Here is a 25,191-nt window from a genome sequence, read left to right as displayed (position 1 = left end):
AATGGATAGTGAAAATATAAATGAAAATTACGAACTCAATGTGTTAAAACATCCAAAATCCATTTATGATAATTTTTCAAGAAAAGGAGAAGGTGAACAAAAAACAACTCATTATTGTGCAGGATGTGGACATGGAATTATACATAAACTTATTGGAGAAGTAATGGATGAATTGGACATCCAAGAGAGATGTGTAATGATATCTCCTGTAGGTTGTGCTGTATTTGCATATTATTATTTTAATTGCGGCAATATTCAAGTAGCTCATGGAAGAGCTCCTGCTGTTGGAACAGGAATTTCAAGAGCTGAAGATGATGCAATTGTAATGAGCTATCAAGGTGATGGAGATTTAGCATCTATTGGCTTAAATGAAACATTACAAGCAGCTAATCGTGGGGAAAAAATAGCTGTATTTTTTGTAAATAATACTGTTTATGGAATGACTGGAGGCCAAATGGCTCCAACAACATTAGTTGGTGAGGTAACTACAACATCACAAGATGGAAGAGATCCTGAAAATGCAGGTTATCCAGTACATATGAGTGAATTAATAGATAATCTTAAAGCTCCTGTTTATATAGAAAGAGTTTCTCTTTCAAATCCTAGAAATATTAAAATTGCAAAAAGAGCAATTAAAAAATCATTAGAAATTCAAAAAGAAGGAAAAGGTTACAGTTTTGTTGAAATCCTTGCACAATGTCCTACAAATTTAAAAATGGATAGTGCACAAATTAGAGATTTTGTTGAAAATCATATGGAAAAAGAATTTCCATTAGGACAACTTAGAGATAAAAGTTCAGAAACTAAAACTATTAAAAGAAGCGAAAGTGATTTTAGTAAAGAAACTTTAGATAAGATTTTTAATATTAATAGAGATGAAGTCATTGAACTTATTGATGATGAATCTATTGAACCCCTATCTATTAAAGTAGCAGGTTTTGGAGGCCAAGGAGTATTAAGTGCTGGTTTTACAATAGCTCAAGCAGCATGTCTTGAAGGAAAACATGTTACTTGGTATCCTAGCTATGGACCTGAACAAAGAGGTGGGACTTCAAACTGCTCTGTTGTTATATCAGGTAAAACTATTGGAACTCCTACAACTGATAATATAGATATTTTAATAGCTTTAAATAAAACTTCACTTGAAAAATTTGCAGATGATGTTAAAGAAGGTGGAATTATAATGTATGATTCACATATTACAGATTTTTCAACAGATAAAAATATTAAAATAGTTTCACTACCTTCAATTCAAATAGCTGAAGAACATGGAAATATTAAAACAGCTAATACTGTATTTCTTGGAGCTTTAATGGAATTAGATAAAACTATTCCAAAAGATGCTTATGTAAATGGAATAAAAGACATGTTTGCAGGAAAAGATAAAATTATTGATGTAAACATTAAAGTTTTAGAATCTGGAGCTCAATGGATTAAGGAAAACATTAATGGTGATTAAATGACATATAAATCAATTTGCAAACAATTTTTAGATAACTCTGGAGCTTCTATTGGAGATAGTATCACTATTACGAATCCAGATATGACTTATAATGGAATTTTACTAGATAGAAGTGAAGATAGTCCTGATGGATTTATTGTATTAAAAATGGATAGTGGATATAATATTGGAGTTAATATAGAAGATGCTACTCTTGAAGTTATTAAAAAAGGTGAAAAGCCTAAAATTAGCTATGATAATATAGAACTATCAAAAAATGATAATGATTTAGATATTTCTATTATTTCAACTGGAGGTACAGTATCATCAATTATAGATTATAAAACTGGAGCTGTTCATCCTGCATTTGCTGCATCAGATTTACTTAAAGCTAATCCTGAATTATTAGATATGGCAAATTATGAAGTTAAAGCATTATACAATATTTTAAGTGAAAATATGAAGCCTGAATATTGGATTGAAGCATCTAAATCTATTGCAGATGAAATATCTTCAGGTTCTGATGGAGTTGTAATAGCTCATGGAACAGATACTATGCATTATACATCAGCTGCATTAAGTTTTATGATTAAAAGTCCAGTTCCAATAGTTTTAACAGGTGCTCAAAAAAGTAGTGACAGACCATCAACTGATGCATATTTAAATTTAATTAGTTCTGTTGAAGTTGCTAAATCAGATATTAGTGATGTTACTGTTTGTATGCATGAAACATTAAATGATGATTATTGTTTAGTTCATAAGGGTACAAAAGTAAGAAAAATGCATACTAGTCGTAGAGACACATTTAGAAGCATTAATTCTAATCCCATAGCTAAAGTTAAAAAGAATGATTTGATTATTAAAAATCTTAATTATACTAAAAGAAATGAAAATGAATTAAAATTAGTTAATGATTTAGAAACTAAAGTAGGATATATTAAAACATTTCCTGGAATTTCAAATGATTTTATTGAATATCATATTGATAGTGGATATAAAGGAATATTAATTGAAGGTACTGGATTAGGTCATGTTCCAGATTATTTAGTTGATTCTTTAAAAAGAGCAAATGAAGAAAATATTCCAATAATAATGAGTTCTCAATGTTTATATGGTAGAGTAAATATGAATGTTTATAGTACTGGGCGACAATTAATTGATTCTGGTGTAATTTCTTGTGAAGATATGACTCCCGAGACTGCATATGTTAAGTTATGTTGGGTTTTAGGTCAAACTAATGAATTAAATGAAGTGAATAAATTAATGAAAACTAATATAGCTGGAGAAATTAATGATATTAGTTCTATTGAAACTTTCTTAAATTAGGTTGTGTTAATTTGGATTATGATAAATTAGGTCTTAAAATGGGTATTGAAATTCATCAGCAATTAAATACACTACATAAACTATTTTGTAAATGTAGTACTGAATTAATTGATAAAGAATATGATGAAATTTTTAAAAGAAATTTAAGACCTACACAAAGTGAGCTTGGAGAAATTGATAGAGCAGCTTATCAAGCATCAAAACAAAAATTGAATTTTAAATATGAATGTTTTAATGAAGAAACTTGTTTAGTTGAAATAGATGATGAACCACCTCATGAATTAGACAAAGAAGCTCTTGAAATATCAATTACTATAGCTGAACTATTAAATATGCAAGTAGTTGATGAATTCCATACCATGAGAAAACAAATTATTGATGGTAGTAATACTGGAGGATATCAAAGAACTGGATTAATAGCTATAAATGGCCATCTTGATACACCTTATGGAAAAGTAGTCATTGAAAGTTTAGGTTTAGAAGAAGATGCAGCTAGAAGAATTGAAACTGAAGATGAATATACTGAATTTAGATTAGATCGTTGCGGTATTCCATTAGCTGAGATAACAACTGATCCCTCAATGCACCATCCAGAACAAGTTAGAGAAATTGCATATATGATTGGTCAAATTTTAAGAAGTACTAATGTTAAAAGAGGTCTTGGAACAATTAGACAAGATTTAAATATTTCTATTAAAAAAGGTGCACGTGTAGAAATTAAAGGAGTTCAAAATCTTGATTTATTTGAAAAAATTATTAATGGAGAAATTCAAAGACAACTAGCATTAGTAGAAATAAAAGATGAACTTATAAAAAGAAATGCAGAAGTTATTGATGAAATTTATGATTTAGATGAAGTATTTAAACACACTGAATCAAAAATTTTAAAAGATGCAGAATCTATTAAAGGTGTTATATTAAAAGGTTTTAATGGATTAATAGGAAAAGAAGTCCAAACTGGTAGAAGATTTGGAACAGAAATAGCTAGCTATGCAAAAAAAAGAGGTGTTTCTGGAATCTTCCATACTGATGAACTTCCAGCATATGGAATTACTGAAGAAGAAGTTATCGCCTTAAAAAACTTTTTAAAAGTAGATAAAGAGGATGCTATAATAATTGTAGCTCATGATAATGATATAGCTATATCAGCACTTGAAGAAGTTAAAAGAAGAGCTACTTTAGCTTTTAATGGTGTAGTGGAAGAAACAAGAAAAGCATTAGAAGATGGGAATACTGACTATATGAGGCCATTACCAACTGCTAATCGTATGTATGTAGAAACTGATGTTCCATTATATAAAATTGATAAAAATCTTGTTCAAGAAATTAAAAATGATTTACCAGAACTTCCAGATGTTAAAAAAGAAAGAATTAGTAATGAATATAATCTAAGTGAAGATTTAGCTAGTCAATTAGTTAGAAGAGGAATTTGTGAAGATTTTGAAAATATAAAAACAATATCTGAACTTGATTCTACAACAATTGCATCTGTTTTAGCATATGATATTCAAGAAATCAAAAGAGAAGGCAGTGACACATCTATATTAAACCATGAAAAATTAATTGAAATATTTTCATTAGTAGAAACTGGTAAAGTTTCAAAAGATGTTATAAGAGATTTAATAGTTAAAGTTTGTAAAAATCCTGAAAATAATGTTGAAGATATAGCTAATGATAATAATTTAATGCTTTTAGATGATGAGGAAGTTATTAAGATTATTTCTGAACTTGTTAATTCTAATTCCAAAATGGTTGAAGAGAGAAACATGGGTGCAATGGGGCCATTAATGGGAATGAGTATGAAAAAACTTAAAGGAAAAGCAGATGGAAGTTTAGTAAATAGAATTGTTAAAGAAGAAATTCAAAAATTATTAAACTAATTTACTATTTTTAAAATTCCTTTTTTAATTTTTTATAAAACTGTAAATATTGGAAATAACATAAATAATAATAATTAAAAATTAAAGACGAAACTATGGAAAAATATGATATCATTATAATTGGTGCTGGACCTGCAGGATTAACAGCAGGATTATATGCAGGTAGACAAGGTAAAAAAACATTAGTCATTGATAAAAATATTTCAGGAGGAGCTGGACGTCAAGTCCCAGCAATGGAAAATTATCCTGGTTTTGAACTTATTGCTGGAGTTAGTTTAATTGAAAAAATGAAAGATCAATGTGTTAAAAACTCTGATTTGCATGAATTTGAAACAATAAAATCTATTGAGAAAATAGAAGATGACAATTATAATTTTAAAATAATAACAAATAAAGAAGATTATAATACTAAAGCACTTATTTTAGCTACAGGGTCTACTTTTAGACATTTAAATGTTGAAGGTGAAAAAGAATTCCTAGGTAAAGGAGTTGCATATTGTGCTACTTGTGATGGAATGTTTTTTAAAGGTAAAAAAGTAGCTATGGTGGGGGGAGGCAATAGTGCCTTACAAGAAGCTATTTATCTATATAATATTGGTTGTGATGTAACTATAATTCATAGACGAGATAAATTTAGAGGTGATGCATTCCTCCAGCAAAAAATTAAAGATAAAGGAATAAATGTCATCTATAATAGTAATGTTAAAAAAATTGAAGGAAAGAATGTTGTAGAATCAATAACAATTGTAGATAATGAAAATAATGAAACAAAATTAAATTTAAGTGCTGTATTTATAGCTATTGGATCTGTTCCCCAAACAGAATTAGCAGAAAGTTTGGATGTTGAACTTGATGAAGATAACTATATAAAAACAGATAAAAGTCAAAGAACTAATTTAAGAAATGTTTATGCCTCAGGAGATATAACTGGAGGAGTTAAACAATGGGTTGTTGCATGTAGTGAAGGTGCGATAGCTGCACTATCAGCATATGATGATTTAGAAAGATAAATAAAATTATCTCTCAGATAAGTAAATATATACAAAAAATGCAATTAATAAAACTACAACAACTGGTAAAAGCCACATAAATAATTGAAGAACTAGAACTCCAACTAAAATTGCTACTATAATATATACTAAATCTATAAGTTCCATAATCTAAATTATAATTTTTATATTATAAATCTTTTTTTAATTAAATTATTTTAAATATTATATTGATATAAAATATATATCATAAGGGAAGTTTAAAATGACAATTATTATTATTAATAATAAAGGACAATATAATCATAGAATACAAAGAGCACTTAGATATTTAAAAATACCTTGTGAACTTGTTTCAAATGAATTATCAATAGATGAAATCCAGGCAAAAAATCCAAAAGGTTTAATTCTTGGAGGTGGACCTTCAATTAATGAAGCTGGATTAAGCGAAGATTACATTAAACATTTTGATATTCCCATACTTGGCATATGTCTTGGCCATCAATTAATAGCTAAAGCATTTGGTGGAAAGATTAATAATTCTGAAAGTGAAAGTTATGCCAAGGTTAAAATTAATATTTTAAATCATGATAATTTATTTAGTGATATAGGTCCAAAAATGGAAGTTTGGTCATCACATAAAGATGAAGTCGAAAAGATTCCAGATGAATTTGAAATATTAGCAGATTCATCAGTATGTAATATTGAATCTTTTAAACATAAAGATTTAAACATCTATGGAATTCAATTTCATCCAGAAGTTCATCACACTCCTCAAGGATCTGTGATATTCAATAATTTTTATAAAATATGTAATCAATATTAAAGGTGAAAAAAAATGATAAACAATGCTGAAGATTTGAAAAGTAAAGCTATAGAAAATAAACCAGGACTTAGAAAAGAATATGTAAACATCATTGTTGGTGATGAAGAATATGGTTTTAGACTTTCAGGAATAGGGGAAAAAGCTATTAAAATTGAAAAATTCATTAAATACGATGATATTATTGATGCTGTTGAAAATGGTAATGATGATGGATTAGAAGCAATAATTAAAAAGATTATTGAAGATTACGAAGCTCCTGCTGAAGAAGAATAAATTTTGGTGGATATGATGTTTAATCCAGAAGAATTTATTACAGAAGCAATAGCTAAAATCAAAGATGAAATTGGTGATGAAAAGGCAGTAATTGCATTATCTGGTGGTGTAGATAGTTCAGTTTGTTCAGTTTTAATTCAAGAAGCTATTGGAGATAATTTAATAGCTATTTTTGTAAATCACGGATTACTTCGTGAAGGTGAAGTAGAAGAAGTAACTAATACTTTTAAAGATAAAATTAATTTTAAATATGTTGATGCTTCTGAAGAGTTTTTAACTGCATTAGATGGTGTTGAAGATCCAGAAGAAAAAAGAGAAATCATAGGTAAAGTTTTTATTGATGTTTTCCAAAGAGAAGCAGATAAAACTGATGCAAAATTTTTAGTTCAAGGAACAATAGCTCCCGATTGGATTGAAACTGAAGGTAAGATTAAATCTCATCATAATGTTAAATTACCTAGTGGAATGGTTTTAAAAGTTGTAGAACCAGTTCGTGATTTATATAAAGATGAAGTTCGCCAAATTGGTTTAGAATTAGGACTTGATAAGAAAATTGTTTATAGACAACCTTTCCCAGGACCAGGATTAGCTGTTAGAGTTATTGGTACATTATCTGATGAAAAATTAGCAGTTTGTAGAAAAGCTAATAAAATTGTTTCTGAAGAGATTGAAAAAGAAGGTTTAAATAAGGAATTATGGCAATATTTTGCTGTTTTAACCGATACTAAAGTTACTGGAGTTAAAGGTGATCAAAGAGATTTTGGTTATTTAGTAGTACTTAGATTAGTTAGTTCTGTTGATGCAATGACTGCATATATTCCAGAATTGCCATGGAATATTATTAGGACAATGTCTAAACGAATCACATCAGAAATTCCTGAGGTAACCCATGTTGCATTATCTATAAGCGATAAACCTCCTAGTACTATTGAGTTTGCATAAATAAAAAATGGTGGAAAAATGAAAGAATGCCCAATTTGTGGTGAAGAGAGTTCTTTTAATGATTATGAATGTGAAAATTGCTTTTATGATTTTGAAAATATAAATTTATCAAATCATGGTTCATATGATTATGAAATTAAGAATATTGAAAGTAACATCGATTTTAAAGATGAGAAAACAGTAAACATAGACACTAAAGAAACTCAATATTCTAAAGTATTTCCTATTAGAAGATTTTTACTTTTAATGATTTTTACATTAGGAATTTTTGAAATATATTGGTTTTATAAAAATTCAAAATTAACTTTTGAAGAATTAGAAAATAGTAAAAGTCCATTACTTAGAACTATTCTTTTTTTAATACCAATAGTAAATATCTTCGTTTATTATTACTTTTTAAAAGATGTTAAGTCACTTCTTAAAACTAATAATTTAGAAAGTTTTTCAACAGGATGGAATCTATTATATTTTTTCTTTTTCCCAATTTTACATATTTGGACTTTAGTAAATGTTCAAGAATCACTTAATGAATATTGGAGATTAAAAGAACCTAAATTACCAACTCTTAGAAGTTTAAAAAGTAGTGAAAAAGTTGTAATGATCATATTACCATTATTAGCATTACTTTTTAGTTTATTATCAATATTATTCATAGTTGCAATTATTTTTAGCTATTAAATTATTTATTTTTTGAAATTAACATGAAAGAAACAAAAAATGCATATTTAAAAAAATTAACAGATAAAATTCAAATGAAATCTGTTAAAGTCGGAAAAGATTTAGAAGGAAGTACACCACCTTCAGTTTTTATTGGTAGATGGAGTTATCCAAAAGTTTTTGCAGGTCCTATGATGGTTCCAGAACTTGGAGATACTTCTATAATGGATACTCCAGAACAATGGATTAATGAAAATAAAAGCCAAGAGGATATTATTAAATATCGTATGAATCTTGTAAGAGGAAAACAATTAATGAAAGTAGATGATTTAGAAAATCCTTTTGTTGAAAAATTACAAGATATTTCACTTGCATCTACATCTATTGATAGTGAAGCTAGTTTTCAAAGAAGACCCCAAGGATCACTATTAACAGAAGATAGTGCTCCTCATGGACCTAGTGGTTTAATTGAAAAATTTGATATTGATGCTGTTAAATGGGACAGACAACTAGAGAAAACATTTTATGATACTGATTTAAAAGCTACAGATGCAGTTATAAATTTACATGAAAAGGAAGTTCCCTTCTCAGCTATGCAAAAAGCATTTTCTGTTGGAGCTATTGGTACTAAAGGTAGGCGAAAATTAGTTCCAACTCGTTGGTCTATAACTGCATGTGATACAACACTAGCTAATATTCTTTTAAAAAGAGTAAGACAATACCCTATTATTGATACACATAGAGTTTATGAATTTTCAAGTTTAAACAACTATTATGCAGTTATCTTACTTCCAACTGAATGGCAATATGAATGGATGGAAGCTTTTATTAAAATAATAGGTAAAGAAGAGCTAATCTTTTCAGATTATGAAACAAATACTAATAAAAAAGAATATTCTTCTGTTGGTGGTTGTTTTTACACATGTAAAATGGGTCTCCTAGATTATTTATCTAAAAAGAAAGAACAAGCTGGAGCAATAGTTTTAAGAGAAGCATATCCAGGATATGTTCCATTAGGGGTTTTTAATGTTAGAGAAAACATTAAATATGCAATGAATAATGGTTATAAAGAATTTGAATCATTGAAAACTGCTGTAAATTATGTTTCATCAAATTTAAAAATTCCTATCCATAAATATATAAAACAAAGCGATTTATTGGAAGAATTACTTCACCATAAACAAACAACATTAGATATCTACTTTAAAAAAGGATTACAATGAAATTAGAGTTTAAAAAACCTTCAGATGAAACACTAAAAGTAAAATCCCAAATAGCTTCAGGAAAAATAGATTTTGATTCATCTATAACAGAAGATAAAATAAAAAACATTACTAATCATAGCTATTGTAATTTAACAAATAGTGGAAATAGCAGTATTTTACTTAGTTTATCTGCAATAGATGAAAAAATCATTATTCCTGATCAAGGCGGATGGAATGGTTTTAAACAATATGCAAAATTTTTAAATAAAGAAATTGAAATTTTAAAAACTGATGAAGGAATTATTAGTACTGACTTATTAAATGAATTAGATTTAAACAAATGTTCTGGTCTGATTTTAACTAGTTTTGCAGCATATAGTGGAGAACAAAACATTAAAGCTATTTCTAAATATTGCCATGAACATAACATTATTCTAATTGAAGATGCATCTGGTGGAATTTGTGATAATGAAAAAAAGCTGGGTAATGGAAAATATTCTGATATTATAATTGCATCAACTGGATCTCCGAAAATGATTAATGTTGAAAGTGGAGGTTTTATAAGTTATAATAATGAAAAATTTAAAGAAATATTTAAAATTCCTCTTAAAGCATTAAAATGCGATAATATAACTGCTGGTGGGATAAATACAGAATTAAATTATACTTCAAATAACTTTAAAAAAACTGTTGAAGCATGTAAATATCTTAAAAATAATTTAGATAATGTTATTCATCAAAATAAAAGAGGAATAAATGTTATAATTAAATGTGAAGACCCTAAAAAAACAAGCTATAATCTTCGAAATGAGCTACCAATAGATAAAAAAAGTTTCTTTACAAAATGTCCTAATTATAATCGTGTAAAAGAAAAAGCTGTAGCTATTGAAATAAAAAACTTAAATACATCTTCACTCACTAAAGAAAATTTAGATGAAATTATTGAAAAAGTTAAAATTTATCAATAATCTACATTTAATTTTGTAATTTTATCAATTAATATATCTTCAATATCCATGATTGATAATTCTTCACTTGAAATATCATAGACCTTTAATAATTTTGAAGAATCTTTTAATAAAACATTGTCATCTCTTTCATACATAGTAGATAATTGATCATATATTTCATTAGAACAGTTCATCATTACTATGCATAAATCCATTTTTCCTTTTTTCACACCAAGGATTTCAAATGCCTTAGAAATTTGTCTTTGAGCAGAAGATCTCAAAACAATTTCAACAGATAAATCATTAGCTATGTTTTCTTCACGATTAAAAGCATTAATAGCTTGAAATACACCATGGCGAATGTGTTTTTGACCTGCAATATGGTTTGCATCTAAAAATTGAATAATACAATCAGGATGAGAAGATTGAATGGTTTTAAGAAAGTCTAAAGTTTGATTAACATCTTCAATACTTCCTTTAAAGCCATAAATTTCTAAATTATCTAAATTCAAATTACCACATTAAATTAATCTATTAATACCACTAATATATGCTTCAACACTTGCATTTATAATATCTGGTCTTGCACTTCTAGCAGATAAAACTCTATCGCCTTTCTTAAGCCTTACAATAACATCAATGATAGCATCAGTACCACCAGTTATAGCATCTACGTGATATTCAACTAATTCTATATCATCAAAATCAGAAAGTGCTTTATTTACTGCATTAATAGCTGCATCTACAGGACCTATACCCACATCAGCTTCAATAATTTCATTCCCATCAATATCTAATTTAACAGATGCTGTAGGCATAACAGAATTACCAGATACAATTGTAACATCAATTAATTTTATTTTATTATCTGCATCAATATCAAGTATATTTTCTGCAATAGCTTGCAAATCAACATCACTAACAGTTTTACCTTTATCTGCTAATGATTTTACATCTTTAAAAATTTGTTTAAGTTGTTCATCATTAACTTTAAGATCTAAATCCAATAATTTAGTTTTAAGTCCTTTAGTGCCCACATGTTTACCTACAATGAATCTACGTTTATGACCAACAAGTTCTGGAGTCATTGGTTCATATGTTTTAGCATTTTTAATTATTCCATCAGAATGTATACCTGATTCATGTGCAAAAGCATTTTCTCCTACAATAGCTTTATTTGGTTGAAGATAAACACCAGTTAATCTTGCAGATAATTTAGAAATAGAATATAACTCATTCATTTTTATATCAGTTTCATATTCATCACCATATAAAACATATAATGCAGAAACCATTTCTTCAAAAGAAGTATTACCTGCCCTTTCACCTATACCATTAATAGTTGAATGAAATTCTGATGCTCCTCCCCTAATAGCTGCAAGAGTATTTGCAACAGCTAAACCGAAATCATTATGACAATGAACACTAAGTGGTGCATCAAGTTTAGAATATCTTGAGAAGATATCAAATGATTTTTTTGGAGTTAATACTCCTACAGTATCACAAAAACATAATCTATCTGCACCATGAGAAAGTCCTTGTTTAAAAACAGTTTCTAAAAAATCTAAATCTGATCTTGAAGCATCTTCTGCAGATAGCTCAACAACTAAACCATGATCTTTACAATATTCAATAGCATTATTAGACAATTGTAATAGTTTTTCATGAGTTGTTTTTAATTTATCTGTAATATGTAAATCAGAGGTTGGAACTACCAAATTTACTGCATCAACATTACATTCAATACAATAATCAATATCTTTAACAATAGGTCTTGAAAAGCTTAAAATATCAGCTTTAAAACCTTGAGCACAAATATTTTTAATAGCTTCTCTTTCTCCTTCAGATGTGACAGCCGCACCTGCTTCAATGAAATTTACACCAATTTCATCTAATTTTGAAGCTATTCTCAGTTTCTCATTTTTTGTTAAGGATACACCTGGAGTTTGTTCTCCATCTCTTAAAGTAGTATCCAGTACTTTTACTTTCATAAAATTACCTCCGAAAAGATATGTAATTATATGAAGTTTTTAATATAAATAATTTAGTAGCCATTAATTTTTAATTTTAATAACTGAAATAATTCTAGTTAAGCTTTTATGCATTTTTATTTCATATCTTTCAACTAATTCAAAACCAATTTTGTCCATCATAGGCTCTAAATCTAAATAATGAGGACTAGCCATACATAAATAAGCATCTTCTTTCATGTTTTTATAAATAGATTCAAAAAATTGGAAAAAAATTTCATCACTACTAACACCCATAGTAGATGTAGATATACCATAAGGAGGATCCGTTACAACTGCATCAACTTGTTCATACATTTTCAACTCACGAACATCAACATGAAATGTTTTATAATCTGAAATATTACAATGGTTTAAATTAGTTGCAGTTCCATTTTGCATTTTCCACTTTATATCAGAACCAACAAGTTTAGCACCAACTAATCCACCTTCAATTAAAATTCCTCCAGTACCACAAAAAGGATCTAAAAGTAGTTGGCCTTCTTTAATTCTAGATAAATTAACCATACATCTTGCAAGTTTTGGGCTCATAGATCCTGGATAAAAAAAAGGTCTTTTGTGAGGTTTCATATCTTGAAAATGTTTTTTATTTAATTTATGATTTTCAATAGCTATATAAAATGTACTTTCAAATGCAACCACTCTAATAAAAGAAGAAGGTTTTTCTAATTTAACTTTAACATTACTGTTTTTACTAAAAGATTTTAAAATTAATGAACCTATATCTTTTTCATATTGAACTGTATCAATATCACTATTAAAACGTTTTACTCTAACAGCAAAATTATCATCAATATATAAATCCCAATTTATTTTTAAAATATCCTCATTTAAATTATCAATATTGGATTTAAAAATAATTTTATCAATTTCATGAGTATAAGCAAGTCTTTTAACAAGTTTTTTATAATTCTTATCAAAATTATTATCTTCATTGAAATCTAGTAAAACTAATCCATCACAAATTGGATTTACTGATACTGGAATATTTTCACATTCAATAACTGCATTCAATTCAGCAATTGGTAATTTATCATGTTCTTGAGATTGTATTAATAAAAGTTCCATTAAATTACTCCTTAATAGTAGAATTCCACATATTGGAAAGTTTTTTCATGAAAAAAGAAGGTATTAATTTAAAAAATAAGCCTCTTTTTAAAAATTCTTTAATTAAAATAGATTGCTTATCCATATGACCATAATCTGATATTAAACTTTCACAACCATTTTCTTTTAGTTTTTTAAAGATATGGTCAAAATCTTCATTAGAAAACATCGCAAAAGTTTTTTGAAGTTTAAGTTGATAATTTAGCTCATCAAAATATTTATCATTAAATTTATTATCAAATTCATTTAAAATAGCTATGTTATTTTTTTCAGTAGCTTCAATTATATATTTTTCAGCTATTTTTGATAAATCAAAACCTATTACAAGACCTCCACCAGTAGTAGGTTTAATTTTAGAAGAAGAATCTCCTAAAAGAATAACCCTAGAAGAGGTTAATTTATTAGTTTGATTATATTTTGGAATAATTCCTTTAGTTTCCCTTAGAATTTCATGAGAATCTTTAAAATTCGCATTTAAAAATTCATTTAAAATATTTGTCTGATAATCAAAATCATTATCTGAGAATAAACCGATTCTATAAGAATCATCAGCATACGGAATAACCCATATAAACCCTGGTAAAATATCATCATTAATTTGAACATCAATATAATCATTAAATAAATTAGAATTATTTCTAAATTCTTTAATTTTCTCTTTATCGATTTTAACTAAAAATTGGGTTGCATTAATGTTTTCTAATTCATTACCTATTTTTTTAGATATAATAGAATTAAATCCATCTGAACCTACAATGATTTTACCTTTAATTAATTGACCATCAATACACTTAACTGTACCATTTATAGAATCTACATCAACAACTGTGTTTTTTAATAAAGTAACTCCTGAAGATATAGCTTTATCAAATAAATATTGATCAAATTTAATTCTATCAATAATAATAGCTACAGGATCTTCTTTATTTACTTTTAAAATATTATTTTGAGAATGTAGAAAAGCTCCTTTAACTTGATTTAAAATAATTTCTTGAGGAATATTAATATAATCTAAAATATGTTTGCTAACAATACCTGCACATTGTAAAGGAACACCTACAATATCTTTTTTTTCAATTAAACATATTGATAAATTACTCTTAGATAAATTACAAGCTAAATTAGAACCAATTGGCCCACCACCTACAATTACTACATCGAATTCCATTTATATAACCTAAATTATTTTTTAAACTTTCTAGAAAACCTTGTTAATACATCTTCATTTGGATCTTCATATTCAGAATAATCATTTTCTTCATTTTTATCAGAATAATTTTCTTTTAAATTTCTATTATCTTCTTCTTGATAATAATGTTTTTGAGTGTTATAATCTTCATTTTGATAAGGTCTATTATCATTGTGCCTAAACTGCCTATCATCACCATACTGACTCTGATTAAGCCTACTATCATTATGCCTAAACTGCCTATCATCACCATACTGACTCTGAGTAGACCTACCATCATTATGCCTAAACTGCCTATCATCATCATACTGACTCTGAGTAGACCTACCATCATTATGCCTAAACTGTCTATCATCATCATACTGACTCTGACCAGACCTATTATCATTATGCCTAAATTTCATATTATTTTTATCTATATTCATCATAGCTTCATTCATAGTATTATCAAAATCATCATCAAATAAATTATGAGCTTTATTATAATTTTCATTTTGCTCATTATAATAATTTACATCATTATTTTGAAAATTATCCTCAGGATAATATTCTTTTCTATTATAATTATCATGTGGATAATATTCTCCATTTTCATAAGGAGGATGATTTTCTTCATAAGAAACTCTTTCATTACCATATTGGTTGTTAGAAACATATGGATTTTGTGAAGATCTAAATCTTTTAAGTTGATTGAAAATAATATCTTCAACATTACTTGGTTTAGAGATATTATTTAATATAATTTGATTATTATCATAAGCACTATATGCAAAAACAGAACCTACTGAAAATAACCTACCTAAAATACTTTGTGAAGAACTAACATCCTGAATACTACTATAAGGCATGAAACTTTTATTTCTAAGTAAAACTCCTTTTTTAACAATAATTCTTTCACTTGTTAATGTATATTCAATAGAATACCAAGAAAGTATTTGCCAAACAATATAGAAAATTAAAATTAAAATTATAACTACGATAGCTATAACTACATAGCTTGTCAAAGGAAGTTTAACACGTTCTATAATATATACTTGAAGTCTTCCTATAGATTCAATAATTACAGAAGTAGAACCCATAATAAATGCTAATAAAAAGAAAACAATAATTGCTTTTTTAAGTGAAAAAAAGAAATTTGGTTTTGCTTTATAAATAATTTTTTCATTAGCTATTTTAGTATCTTCATTAGATAACATAAAAATATATATTTAAAAGGTTTTAAATAAGTTTTTTGTAAAAAGTGTAAAAATCCATAAAAAAAGTAAATTTAAAAAAAAATAGTAAGTAAAAATTAAGCCTCAGTTCGCCCATCATTCATCACATATCAGAGCTCATAGGGTTCATCATTGGCTTAAATTAATAAAAATTAACCGAACATTACTCCAGCTTCTTTTTTATATTCTTCATCATGCTCAACTTGCATGATTTTATCAACAGCATCCATAAAGTCAGCTACGAGAACTTTATCACGTTTTTCTCTTATAGCAAACATTCCTGCTTCAGTACAAATAGCTTTTAAATCTGCACCAGATGCACCATCAGTCAATGTTGCAAGTAAATCAATTTCAGCTTCATCAGCTAATGCCATATTTTTAGTATGGATTTTAAGAATTTCTTTTCTACCTTCTTCATTAGGAAGAGGAACTTCAATAAATCTATCAAATCTACCTGGTCTTAAAAGAGCAGGATCTAAGATATCAGGCCTATTAGTTGCAGCAACAATACCAATGTCCCCTCTTGATTCAAATCCATCAAGTTCAGCTAATAATTGCATTAAAGTTCTTTGAACTTCTCTATCTCCACTGGTTGAACTTTTAAGTCTTTTAGCAGCAACAGCATCAATTTCATCAATGAAAATAATAGCTGGAGCTTTTTCTTTAGCTAGTTCAAATACTTCCCTTACAAGTCTAGCTCCTTCACCAATATATTTTTTAACAAATTCTGATGCAACAATTTTAATAAAAGTTGCATTGGTTTCATGAGCGACAGCTTTTGCAAGTAAAGTTTTTCCAGTTCCTGGTGGTCCATAAAGTAAAATACCTTTTGGTGGTTCAATACCAATTTTTTCAAATAATTCAGGTTCTTTTAAAGGCAATTCTACTGTTTCTTTAATTTCCACTACTTGTTCTTCAAGACCGCCAATTCTATCATATGAAATTTCAGGTTTTTCTTCAACTTCCATACCAGATACATTTGGATCCTTCTCAGAAGGCAATAACTCTACAACACCAAATGTTTGTTGATTAAGAGCTACTCTTGAACCTGGAACAAGCAATTTCTCATCTAAAAATTTTGAATAATTTATCAAAAAATGTGGACCAGTACTACTTTTAACTGTCATTCTAGAATCATCTAAGACTTCAGTAATAGTTGCAAGAACTAATGGAGGTGATCTAAACCTTTCTACTTCTCCTCTTAATGATTTTGTTTCACGTTCTAATCGAATTTTTTCGTTTTCAGTTAGAACTTTATCTTTTTCAAGTTTTCTAACTTTCCACATTAAATTACGTTTAGTTTTGGAATTTTCTTCTTTAAGTAAGTTTAATTCTTCTTTTAGAGTTTCAATTTTACTTAATAATTGTTGTTGGGAAGAATTTTCCATATCGTTATTTTCCATTTCACATCATCCATTTTATGATATATTTTAAATAAATTCTTTTTTATTCCTATTATGTCTACAAATATCGTTAAATACAAAATAAAAAATATATTTAACTTATTTTTAATATTTCTATTTAATTAAATACAAAAAAATCATATAAAATCACAATAGTTTAATAGAAAAAATATGTATATAATTATAAATTAATTATTATTTAAGTTTTTTGGTGAAAAAAAGAGAAAATAAAAAAATAATTAAAATTAATTTAATAAATGGCTATTTTTTATTGGGATTTTTAGGAAACCAACCTTTCTCTACTCTTTTTTCTTGTTCAATAATTTCATGAATACTCCAAAGAAGAGAAAATCCTAAAACACTTATTAATGCTGAAAAAATTATTTCATCTAAAAATAATGATAATACTATGAAAAATATACCTCCAACAAGAAAAATAGGCCAAACCTTTTTACCAAAATAATACTCTGATTTTATAACAACAGGATGTAACAACCCAATAATTAAAAATGAACAAATTCCTATAATAATACCTTCGAAAAACATTTTTTATACCTTTTACTTTCTAATATTAAATTTAGTATTAAAAGTAATTAAATTTTAGTATTTTAGAAAAATATAAAAATTAAAAAAATAAATAATTAAATATGAATTGTGAAATATGTGGTAAAGAATTATCAGAGACTCCTTTAAAAGCAAAAATTGACGGAGTAGTTATGTCAGTTTGTAAAGATTGTTCTAAATTTGGTAAAATCCAAAAAGAACCTCCGAAGCCAAAATATAAAAAAACAGCGTCAAAATCACAAAAGTCTTCACAAAAACCAAATAAATATAGATCCCGAGATGAACCTGCAGAAGAATTAGTTGATGATTATGAAACTATAATAAGAAAAGCACGTGAATCTAAAAAATGGTCTAGAGAAGAATTAGCTGAAAAATTATATGAAAAAGCTTCTGTTGTTAATAGAGTAGAATCTGGTAAAATGACACCTGATACTAAATTAATAAAGAAATTAGAAAAAGTTTTGAATATAAAATTACTTGAAAAATACGACGATTTAGATATCGAAGAGTATAGACGAAAACCATCAGATGGTTTTACACTTGGAGATATGATTAAAATTAAAAAGAAATAGCTATTTATTAATAGCTACTTTTTGATTATTCATTTTTGAACCGTATGTTTTAGATTTATAATCTTTCATACCACTTTCTTTTGATTTATGAGAATAATAACCTGTTAATTCTTCAGCATTATTTAATTTATTCATCAAATCTTTATATCCTTCATATTCGTCACTTACAATAACGACGTGTGCAGGAGGATGAATTTTTTTAATTTGCATTATAGAAAAAGTAGTATCTTCTTTTGTCATAAAAGCAGTAGCTACATCAGATTTTGTTCTAAGTTTCGCATTTAATATTTTTTCTACTAAATTATCAGCAAAATCTGAATCAATGATTTTTGGTTTTGAAACCACATTTAAATTAGCGTGTCTTTCTATGTCTGCTATTGCGTTAAGTATTTTTGAATTGTTTTCTCCTCTTATTAATATTAATGCCATGATAATCCCTTATAATTGTAAAATTTATTTTTTATCTTTTTTGGAATGATTTTAATAACCTGTCTCTAAATATTACTAGAAGTATTAAAATAATACCAATTACTGTTTGTATACTACCTAAAATGTTTAATGAAAATGAATCTACAGGTAAATTCCATGAAGGTGATGATTTATCACCAGGTAATGTTGTGAAATAAACACCTACTGCTTTAGAATTTTCTTTTACATTAATGTCTTTTGGTTCCACATAGTTGACACCTACTAAAAGACCATTATTAATACCTTTATTTATAGATCCTGCGATTTTATTTGAATCATAACCATATTTAGCTACTGAAGCTTTTACGATTTCACTTGTTGTTGCTGCAAGACCTGGTTTTTCACTTCCATAAATGGAAACACTAACTGAATCTGAAGAAACGGTTATAGTTTTATCTAATGCTTCATAAGCATAAATTGTTGTTAATTCAGTATTACCACATACTGGACACGAATCATGATTTTCTGCTGAAGGAAAACCTAAAGCCCAACCACATTCATCACAACTTTTAGAATAAGCTTCATCCATTGGATAGCCTTTTTCATTTAACTCAGAAGGTGTAAACATATCACCTGAAGAAATTCCAGAAATAATGTTAACTCCACCACCACCGTATTTTTCACCAGAACCTTTTGCTACTTCACCCATAGCCTCAGCTAAAATAGTAGTTGCAGGATAACCATCCCTAATCATTTTACCAATATTCATAGCAGTTTCTTTTCTAACACCATCAGCAGTTCCATATTGAGGATTACCTGCAGTGTTTCTTAAGTGAATAATTGCTCCTTTTTCTCCAGGTTGCAATACTGCAAGTCCACCACTATATGGAGTTACAGAAATGGAATTGTCTGCTTCATTAACGACAATAACATATGCACTAAAAGAACCAGCTACTGCTGCTCCCATTTCAGGACCACCAACAACCAGACGAGATCCAGAATATTGACTTGCAACTGAAGCAGCCGTTGCAGCAGAAGCACCATTTTCTAAATCAGCTACTGCTAAAACAATACTGTCAAGCCTCATTTCTGAAGAACTAGAACCCCCAGATAATACTACAAATCCTTTTTCTTTAGACATTAGAAATGTTGATTGGAACATATTTTCTGCAAAGGACATACTTCCTGCAGCTGCACCATTAGGATCTTCACCAGAAGGATCTGTAATAACAATGATGTTACATGTTGCTGCAACACTATTCATTGTTATTAACATTAGTATGAAAGTTACAATAAATATTTTAGATTTTTTCAATATTTATCCTCCTAATTATCTAGTCGTAGTATTTTGTAATTCAACTGTTGAGAAGTCTTCAATAACTGTTACAGTTACAATACCAGTATCTCTATCTACTTGCACATCAGCAGCAGATATCGGTGTTATAGAAGTTCCGGGAATCGTCGATCGCGTAGCCATTTCTTGCGCCGTTATTATAGCATCATCTAAGGCCACCTCTTTTTTCGAAGTTTTCAGTATCTCCCCATCAATATAACTACCATCTCTTAAACCAGATTGCATAACATTAGCTCTAATAGTATCAATAGGAACAATATCGTTGCCTTTAATAATGATTCCTGAAATAGGAACTCCTTGTTCAATTTCCGGCGAAGAAGCATAAGCAACATATGTTATGAGTCTTCCAGAAACAATAAGAATAAACGCTAGTAATAAAATGATTAAAGTATCTCTTCTTATTTTAAAAAACATTATTTTCCTCGTAATTCATGTTAATATTTTATTTAAATAAAATACAAAGATATTTTTATTTAATATGATATTTAATGATTTCCTTTAAAAAATAAAAAATTAATTAAATAAAAATTTATATTTATAAAATATAATCATTAAAAATTATTTATTCTTAAAAATAATAATTAATTAAAATAATTAATAAGTTTTAAGATTAATGATTAGTTAAATTTAATAATAACTATTTTTGAAAAAATTTATTTGATAATTTTTTTTAATAATTCTTCTGCAGGATCCATTCCTTGAGCACCAATAAGTAATATAACATCTTCGGTAGAAGAATTTAAATAAGTTTCATTTAATGCATCAAATAGCTCATCATAATGAACATAATCAATATTTTTATCATTTAATACTTTTAAAAAAGTATTTTTCTCATTAACTTCAACAAAATTTAATTTATCTACGACATCATTACTTGAACTTAAAATTAAATGAAAATCATCTGTTACAACATCAGATATAGCTTCAGCATTAAATTTATTAAGTTCTTCTCCCCTAGAACCTCTAATAGCATTAATAATATAAAAATTACCATTTTCAGGAACTAATTTAGAAGTTTCAATAATCGTTGCTTTAATTCCATCAGGATTATGTGCAAAATCATCAATTATTAAAGGTTCATCAGATAATTTAGAAAATCTTCTATTTAAAGAATGATAATTTTTAATAGCTTTTGAAATTTGATTAATTGGAATATCTAAAGAAATACATGTAGCAATAGCTGTTAGAATATTTTGAATAAAATGATTACTTTGAAATGGAAGTTCTTCTTTATTTAAAACTAAATTATCATTATAAAAAATAGCTTCATTATCATAATATAAATTAATGTTCTTATTTTTATCCATAGAAAATGGAAAGCTATTTACAGATTTATTTTTATAATCTAATAATTTTAATACTAACTCATCATCTCCATTATATACAAAAGTTCCTTTATCTAATGCATTTACAAAACCTGAAATTTCATCAAATACTTCATCAATTGAATTTACAAGACCAATATGATCTAATGCAATGTTTGTAACAATACCAACATCAGGATTAATAGCATTTGCCATAATCCCCGCATGATTTTTCATTAAAGAACCTAACCATCCTTGAACTTCTGAAATTTCAATTACCAAAAAGTCTTGGTCTCCTTCAGAATTTATTTTATCTGAGATTAATTTAGAAACAATTGGATCAATTAAAGTATTAAATTCAGATTCCGAATCAGTATTGGTAAACACTTTAAAATTAGATTCTTTTAAGATATGATAAATCAAATGAGAAGAGGTAGATTTTCCATTTGTTCCAGTAATAGCTATATTTTTAGAATTAGGAGAATAAGTTTCAATTGTCCATTTAAGAGCAAAACCATTAGCTAATTCTATTTTATCTGTTACAATTAATGGAAAATTTAGTTTTTCTGCCACTTCAAGAGCATCTTCTTTAGGATTTTCTGTAATTAAACAAGAAATATTTTTCCCCTTAGCTATTTCAATACCTTTACCATTAATCCAATGCCTTATAACAATGTCACCTTTATTTGCATCGTTTAAAACTGTAAATCTACCAATAAAATTTTCATCATTGAAAAAATCATCTGACCCATAGATTTCACCTTGAATTGAATTAGCTAATTCTTTAAGAGAAAAGTTTCTAGTGTTTTCCATAATTCACCAAATCTATAAAATTGATGCAATTAAACCAATTATACATAAAATAGCTGTAATTAACCAATAACTATATACAATTGTGGTCTCAGACATTCCTTTATAATTTAAAGTGTGATGTAATGGTTCAACAGGTAAATTAATAATATGTGCTCTATGCATTAAACTAATAATAACTGAAGCTATTGGAACACCTAATGCTAATACACCAAAATAAGGAATATCACAAATCATTACAGCTGCAGCAAAACCTGCACCTAAAATAAATGATCCAGTATCTCCCATAAAAATAGAAGCAGGATGTTTATTAAATACTAAAAATCCTAAAGATAAACCTAAAATAATAGCAAAAGGAAGAATAATATCGAAATTTCCTGTAAGGTAACCTAATAGACATGATGCAAAAGATGCAATAGCTATAATTCCAGCAGCTAATCCATCCATACCATCAATCAAATTAACAGCATTAATTGCACCTAAAATAGCTATAACAACAATCGGATATGCTAAAAATCCTAAAGTAAAACCTCCTAAAGTTGAAACAGTACCAGTTAAAGCTAAAAATACACCAATAATAACTTGTGCTACGATTTTTTCAAGTTCTCCAGTTTCATATTTAATTGGAACTTCACCAATAAGTTCAAGTTTTCCTTGAGCTAAAAGTTGATTTACTTCTTCTTTTGCCTTTGGAGTTGCAGCTCTTGCTTCATCACCATGAGCAAGTGTTAGGCGACCTAATGAAATATTGTGATTTGAAATATTTTTAACAACTTTTTGAACTTCTTTAACTTTAAGACCAATCAAATCATCAATTAATCCCATAATCCCTGCAGCTACCATAATATAAGAGGTAATTAAAATTGGAATATTATTATAATAAATAGCTATGATTAATAAAAGTGTGAAAAGAAATGCAATTCCTCCCATAGTAGGAGTTCCCTTTTTATGCCTATGTTCACTTACAATAGGACTATCACCTATACTTGCATTTACTAATATTCTTTTTATATAGTATGTAAAAAATACTGATGAAAAGAAACTTATTAAAAATAGTATTAAAATATCCGTATTATTCATTAAATCACCTTATATAAACTAATAATATATTTTAAAAGTGATTATATATAAAGTTTTTAAAAAATAATAAGAAAATATTATTTATTTAATTTTAAAGAAGAAATTAAATTATTTAAATCTTTTTTTGAATTAGCTCTTAAAGTAATCCTTTCATAACCTTCAGGTCCATGAACAACATAAGTATTGTTTTTAAATGATTTTATAGGTTCATTAGGCCTAGTTCCATTAAAATTACCAATTGGAATCTCACAAGAATAATAATTTTTAATTTCATTTGCAGTTTTAGAAGTTGAAAAATCTCCACAAGCCATATCAACTAATTTTAATAATGTACTAATTCCACAAGTAGCAGTTGTTAAATAACGTGTACCATTAGGTCTTGAATTAACTTCAATTGCATATAATTTAGAGTTTTTAGGTGAGAAGATAAAATCAATTTCACAAATAGCTTCTGCAGATAAATTTTTAGCTATTTTAAAAGCTATTTCTTTTATTTCATCATTTGTAATTAGTTCAGATTCAAATGGACCATATTTAATTTTATTTAATGGATGAACTCCATCTAAAGTAGTTTCACCTTTATAAATTGGTGTTAAAGGAACATATTCTCCATTAAAACCTATTACTTCAACTGATACTTCAGATCCTTCAATAAATTCTTCACATATTGCTTTATCAAATTCATCCAAATATTGTTTAATGTCATCTAAATCATGACATATTTTTATATCTTTTCCACCTTGGCCTTCACCTTGTTTTAAAACTAAAGGATAAGTAAATGAATCATCTAAATTATTTTTTGTAATGATTTTATAAATTGGAGTTTCAATAGAATGTTTATTAAAAAAAGATTTAGTTTTTGCCTTATCAGATGTAATATCAATTACACTTGTAGCAGATGCAATAACAGGAATATTATGTTCACTTTCAAGTTTTTCTTTAAATATAGCTACATCCATTAAAGGAGGATCAATACCAATAAGTGGGACAACTGCATCAACATTTTCTGATACCGCTATATTATAAGGTTCATCCATTCCTCTTGATACAATATGATATTCATTAGCTAAATCTAAATGTGGTGCATCTTTATTAGATTCAGTTAAAATACTATAAACATTTTTTTCTTTTAAATAATAATAAACATCATCAAATAATCTTGAACCAATAAATAAAACTCTCATAAAATAATATTAATGTTACTTATATAAAAAAACTTTTTATTAAATCAACTAATTTTAGAGAACTTTTTTCAACATTTTCTGTTAGTTCAAATGAAAAATCTAAATTTTCAGGTTGAATACCAATAAATAATATTTTAAAATCAGAATATTGTTTTAAATACTTAATTAAATAAGATAAGCTCATTGCATGAGTGGACATATTAACATTTTTAAAATCATCTTCATGAAATGTTTGAATATGTCCTGGAGTCTTATCCATTAAGGTAGCATCAATTATAATAATATGACTTGGGTTTTCTCGTTTTATAAGACCTGTAAAGTTCTCAGGTGCAGTAGAACCATTAATTAAAACTAAGTTATTAGAAGTTAAATCACCTAACTTTTCTATAATATATGGACCTAAACCATCATCACTTTTTAAGGAATTTCCAACACCCATAATAATTAATTTATCAAAATCTTTTAAAAATAAAGTTAATTCTT

General features: G+C 27.1%; 26 protein-coding genes. 11 read left to right on the top strand and 15 right to left on the bottom strand.

Going from position 1 to position 25,191, the window contains the following annotated elements:
* Position 1 precedes the first annotated feature (1 nt).
* From ACA134_RS04120 to ACA134_RS04105, 4 genes are all read left to right on the top strand, one after another.
* Positions 2-1,459 (top strand): 2-oxoacid:acceptor oxidoreductase family protein, encoded by a 1,458-nt coding sequence (locus ACA134_RS04120; RefSeq protein WP_409200912.1) that lies wholly within the window; start codon positions 2-4, stop codon positions 1,457-1,459.
* Complete coding sequence (gene gatD, locus ACA134_RS04115) at positions 1,460-2,767, top strand: Glu-tRNA(Gln) amidotransferase subunit GatD (RefSeq protein ID WP_409200911.1); 1,308 nt, start codon at positions 1,460-1,462, stop codon at positions 2,765-2,767. It begins immediately after the preceding gene.
* An 11-nt stretch (positions 2,768-2,778) separates the two neighbouring features.
* Positions 2,779-4,647, top strand: coding sequence for a Glu-tRNA(Gln) amidotransferase subunit GatE (gene gatE, locus ACA134_RS04110; RefSeq protein ID WP_409200910.1), 1,869 nt, complete (start codon positions 2,779-2,781; stop codon positions 4,645-4,647).
* 95 nt (positions 4,648-4,742) lie between these two features.
* Positions 4,743-5,657 carry an NAD(P)/FAD-dependent oxidoreductase gene (locus ACA134_RS04105; protein ID WP_409200909.1) on the top strand — a complete coding sequence of 305 codons (915 nt, stop codon included), beginning with the start codon at positions 4,743-4,745 and terminating at the stop codon, positions 5,655-5,657.
* A gap of 6 nt (positions 5,658-5,663) precedes the next feature.
* Here the strand turns inward: ACA134_RS04105 and ACA134_RS04100 are convergent, their stop codons facing one another.
* Positions 5,664-5,804 carry a hypothetical protein gene (locus ACA134_RS04100; RefSeq protein ID WP_409200908.1) on the bottom strand — a complete coding sequence of 47 codons (141 nt, stop codon included), beginning with the start codon at positions 5,802-5,804 and terminating at the stop codon, positions 5,664-5,666.
* 97 nt (positions 5,805-5,901) lie between these two features.
* Here ACA134_RS04100 and ACA134_RS04095 point away from each other — a divergent pair, with 97 nt between their 5' ends.
* The 6 genes from ACA134_RS04095 to ACA134_RS04070 are packed head-to-tail and all read left to right on the top strand — an operon-like array spanning position 5,902 to position 10,507.
* Complete coding sequence (locus ACA134_RS04095; RefSeq protein WP_409200907.1) at positions 5,902-6,462, top strand: GMP synthase subunit A; 561 nt, start codon at positions 5,902-5,904, stop codon at positions 6,460-6,462.
* Positions 6,463-6,474: 12 nt separating this feature from the next.
* Positions 6,475-6,735, top strand: coding sequence for a hypothetical protein (locus ACA134_RS04090; protein WP_409200906.1), 261 nt, complete (start codon positions 6,475-6,477; stop codon positions 6,733-6,735).
* Between the two features lie 15 nt (positions 6,736-6,750).
* Entirely contained in the window at positions 6,751-7,677 is a 927-nt protein-coding gene (gene guaA / locus ACA134_RS04085; RefSeq protein WP_409200905.1) for a glutamine-hydrolyzing GMP synthase, read from the top strand.
* 18 nt (positions 7,678-7,695) lie between these two features.
* Entirely contained in the window at positions 7,696-8,355 is a 660-nt protein-coding gene (locus tag ACA134_RS04080) for a hypothetical protein (RefSeq protein WP_409200904.1), read from the top strand.
* Positions 8,356-8,378: 23 nt separating this feature from the next.
* Positions 8,379-9,557 (top strand): hypothetical protein, encoded by a 1,179-nt coding sequence (locus tag ACA134_RS04075; RefSeq protein ID WP_409200903.1) that lies wholly within the window; start codon positions 8,379-8,381, stop codon positions 9,555-9,557.
* Entirely contained in the window at positions 9,554-10,507 is a 954-nt protein-coding gene (locus ACA134_RS04070; RefSeq protein WP_409200902.1) for a DegT/DnrJ/EryC1/StrS family aminotransferase, read from the top strand. Before ACA134_RS04075 ends, ACA134_RS04070 begins: the two co-directional genes overlap by 4 nt.
* Here ACA134_RS04070 and cgi121 read toward each other — a convergent pair.
* The 7 genes from cgi121 to ACA134_RS04035 all read right to left on the bottom strand — a co-directional run bounded on the left by cgi121 (position 10,501) and on the right by ACA134_RS04035 (position 17,978).
* Positions 10,501-11,001, bottom strand: coding sequence for a KEOPS complex subunit Cgi121 (gene cgi121, locus ACA134_RS04065; RefSeq protein WP_409200901.1), 501 nt, complete (start codon positions 10,999-11,001; stop codon positions 10,501-10,503). The genes ACA134_RS04070 and cgi121 overlap by 7 nt on opposite strands.
* A 9-nt stretch (positions 11,002-11,010) precedes the next feature.
* Entirely contained in the window at positions 11,011-12,480 is a 1,470-nt protein-coding gene (locus ACA134_RS04060) for a (R)-citramalate synthase (protein WP_409200900.1), read from the bottom strand.
* 63 nt (positions 12,481-12,543) lie between these two features.
* Entirely contained in the window at positions 12,544-13,587 is a 1,044-nt protein-coding gene (locus tag ACA134_RS04055) for a TIGR01177 family methyltransferase (protein ID WP_409200899.1), read from the bottom strand.
* Between the two features lie 4 nt (positions 13,588-13,591).
* The gene (locus ACA134_RS04050; RefSeq protein ID WP_409200898.1) at positions 13,592-14,794 is read right to left on the bottom strand and encodes a geranylgeranyl reductase family protein; all 1,203 of its coding nucleotides are present in this window, start codon (positions 14,792-14,794) and stop codon (positions 13,592-13,594) included.
* 14 nt (positions 14,795-14,808) lie between these two features.
* Positions 14,809-16,011 carry a PH domain-containing protein gene (locus ACA134_RS04045; protein ID WP_409200897.1) on the bottom strand — a complete coding sequence of 401 codons (1,203 nt, stop codon included), beginning with the start codon at positions 16,009-16,011 and terminating at the stop codon, positions 14,809-14,811.
* Between the two features lie 170 nt (positions 16,012-16,181).
* Positions 16,182-17,417, bottom strand: a complete 1,236-nt coding sequence (locus ACA134_RS04040; RefSeq protein ID WP_409201066.1) for a proteasome-activating nucleotidase — start codon at positions 17,415-17,417, stop codon at positions 16,182-16,184.
* Positions 17,418-17,693: 276 nt separating this feature from the next.
* Positions 17,694-17,978: a DUF4491 family protein gene (locus ACA134_RS04035; RefSeq protein ID WP_409200896.1), complete on the bottom strand. Its 285-nt coding sequence runs from the start codon at positions 17,976-17,978 to the stop codon at positions 17,694-17,696.
* Between the two features lie 101 nt (positions 17,979-18,079).
* Between ACA134_RS04035 and ACA134_RS04030 the strand changes: the two genes are divergently transcribed.
* The gene (locus tag ACA134_RS04030; protein ID WP_409200895.1) at positions 18,080-18,568 is read left to right on the top strand and encodes a multiprotein bridging factor aMBF1; all 489 of its coding nucleotides are present in this window, start codon (positions 18,080-18,082) and stop codon (positions 18,566-18,568) included.
* Here the strand turns inward: ACA134_RS04030 and ACA134_RS04025 are convergent, their stop codons facing one another.
* The 7 genes from ACA134_RS04025 to hycI form a co-directional block, all read right to left on the bottom strand.
* Entirely contained in the window at positions 18,569-18,997 is a 429-nt protein-coding gene (locus ACA134_RS04025) for a DUF356 domain-containing protein (RefSeq protein WP_409200894.1), read from the bottom strand.
* A 31-nt stretch (positions 18,998-19,028) separates the two neighbouring features.
* Positions 19,029-20,252 (bottom strand): hypothetical protein, encoded by a 1,224-nt coding sequence (locus ACA134_RS04020; RefSeq protein ID WP_409201065.1) that lies wholly within the window; start codon positions 20,250-20,252, stop codon positions 19,029-19,031.
* A 54-nt stretch (positions 20,253-20,306) separates the two neighbouring features.
* Entirely contained in the window at positions 20,307-20,744 is a 438-nt protein-coding gene (locus ACA134_RS04015) for a hypothetical protein (RefSeq protein WP_409200893.1), read from the bottom strand.
* A 239-nt stretch (positions 20,745-20,983) separates the two neighbouring features.
* Positions 20,984-22,447: a Mur ligase family protein gene (locus ACA134_RS04010; RefSeq protein ID WP_409200892.1), complete on the bottom strand. Its 1,464-nt coding sequence runs from the start codon at positions 22,445-22,447 to the stop codon at positions 20,984-20,986.
* Positions 22,448-22,459: 12 nt separating this feature from the next.
* Positions 22,460-23,524: a glycosyltransferase family 4 protein gene (locus ACA134_RS04005; protein ID WP_409200891.1), complete on the bottom strand. Its 1,065-nt coding sequence runs from the start codon at positions 23,522-23,524 to the stop codon at positions 22,460-22,462.
* A gap of 77 nt (positions 23,525-23,601) precedes the next feature.
* The gene (locus tag ACA134_RS04000; RefSeq protein WP_409200890.1) at positions 23,602-24,708 is read right to left on the bottom strand and encodes an ATP-grasp domain-containing protein; all 1,107 of its coding nucleotides are present in this window, start codon (positions 24,706-24,708) and stop codon (positions 23,602-23,604) included.
* 19 nt (positions 24,709-24,727) lie between these two features.
* Positions 24,728-25,147, bottom strand: a complete 420-nt coding sequence (hycI, locus tag ACA134_RS03995; RefSeq protein WP_409200889.1) for a hydrogenase maturation peptidase HycI — start codon at positions 25,145-25,147, stop codon at positions 24,728-24,730.
* Positions 25,148-25,191 lie beyond the last annotated feature (44 nt).

Origin of the sequence: Methanobrevibacter sp. DSM 116169 (assembly GCF_046197865.1) — an archaeon.
GTDB lineage: Archaea > Methanobacteriota > Methanobacteria > Methanobacteriales > Methanobacteriaceae > JAHKLT01.
This window is presented reverse-complemented; position numbering and strand designations above follow the sequence as displayed.

Coding starts and splice junctions, on each gene's coding strand:
- ACA134_RS04050 (WP_409200898.1), bottom strand. CDS start 14,794: ATGGAATTCGATGTAGTAATTGTAGGTGGTGGGCCAATTGGTTCTAAT.
- guaA (WP_409200905.1), top strand. CDS start 6,751: ATGTTTAATCCAGAAGAATTTATTACAGAAGCAATAGCTAAAATCAAA.
- ACA134_RS04080 (WP_409200904.1), top strand. CDS start 7,696: ATGAAAGAATGCCCAATTTGTGGTGAAGAGAGTTCTTTTAATGATTAT.
- ACA134_RS04045 (WP_409200897.1), bottom strand. CDS start 16,011: ATGTTATCTAATGAAGATACTAAAATAGCTAATGAAAAAATTATTTAT.
- ACA134_RS04030 (WP_409200895.1), top strand. CDS start 18,080: ATGAATTGTGAAATATGTGGTAAAGAATTATCAGAGACTCCTTTAAAA.
- ACA134_RS04070 (WP_409200902.1), top strand. CDS start 9,554: ATGAAATTAGAGTTTAAAAAACCTTCAGATGAAACACTAAAAGTAAAA.
- ACA134_RS04040 (WP_409201066.1), bottom strand. CDS start 17,417: ATGGAAAATTCTTCCCAACAACAATTATTAAGTAAAATTGAAACTCTA.
- ACA134_RS04095 (WP_409200907.1), top strand. CDS start 5,902: ATGACAATTATTATTATTAATAATAAAGGACAATATAATCATAGAATA.
- ACA134_RS04055 (WP_409200899.1), bottom strand. CDS start 13,587: ATGGAACTTTTATTAATACAATCTCAAGAACATGATAAATTACCAATT.
- ACA134_RS04120 (WP_409200912.1), top strand. CDS start 2: ATGGATAGTGAAAATATAAATGAAAATTACGAACTCAATGTGTTAAAA.
- ACA134_RS04075 (WP_409200903.1), top strand. CDS start 8,379: ATGAAAGAAACAAAAAATGCATATTTAAAAAAATTAACAGATAAAATT.
- ACA134_RS04035 (WP_409200896.1), bottom strand. CDS start 17,978: ATGTTTTTCGAAGGTATTATTATAGGAATTTGTTCATTTTTAATTATT.
- ACA134_RS04020 (WP_409201065.1), bottom strand. CDS start 20,252: ATGTTAATAACAATGAATAGTGTTGCAGCAACATGTAACATCATTGTT.
- ACA134_RS04000 (WP_409200890.1), bottom strand. CDS start 24,708: ATGAGAGTTTTATTTATTGGTTCAAGATTATTTGATGATGTTTATTAT.
- ACA134_RS04010 (WP_409200892.1), bottom strand. CDS start 22,447: ATGGAAAACACTAGAAACTTTTCTCTTAAAGAATTAGCTAATTCAATT.
- ACA134_RS04025 (WP_409200894.1), bottom strand. CDS start 18,997: ATGGCATTAATATTAATAAGAGGAGAAAACAATTCAAAAATACTTAAC.
- ACA134_RS04005 (WP_409200891.1), bottom strand. CDS start 23,524: ATGAATAATACGGATATTTTAATACTATTTTTAATAAGTTTCTTTTCA.
- ACA134_RS04105 (WP_409200909.1), top strand. CDS start 4,743: ATGGAAAAATATGATATCATTATAATTGGTGCTGGACCTGCAGGATTA.
- ACA134_RS04015 (WP_409200893.1), bottom strand. CDS start 20,744: ATGTTTTTTAAAATAAGAAGAGATACTTTAATCATTTTATTACTAGCG.
- gatD (WP_409200911.1), top strand. CDS start 1,460: ATGACATATAAATCAATTTGCAAACAATTTTTAGATAACTCTGGAGCT.
- ACA134_RS04090 (WP_409200906.1), top strand. CDS start 6,475: ATGATAAACAATGCTGAAGATTTGAAAAGTAAAGCTATAGAAAATAAA.
- ACA134_RS04060 (WP_409200900.1), bottom strand. CDS start 12,480: ATGAAAGTAAAAGTACTGGATACTACTTTAAGAGATGGAGAACAAACT.
- ACA134_RS04100 (WP_409200908.1), bottom strand. CDS start 5,804: ATGGAACTTATAGATTTAGTATATATTATAGTAGCAATTTTAGTTGGA.
- hycI (WP_409200889.1), bottom strand. CDS start 25,147: ATGGGTGTTGGAAATTCCTTAAAAAGTGATGATGGTTTAGGTCCATAT.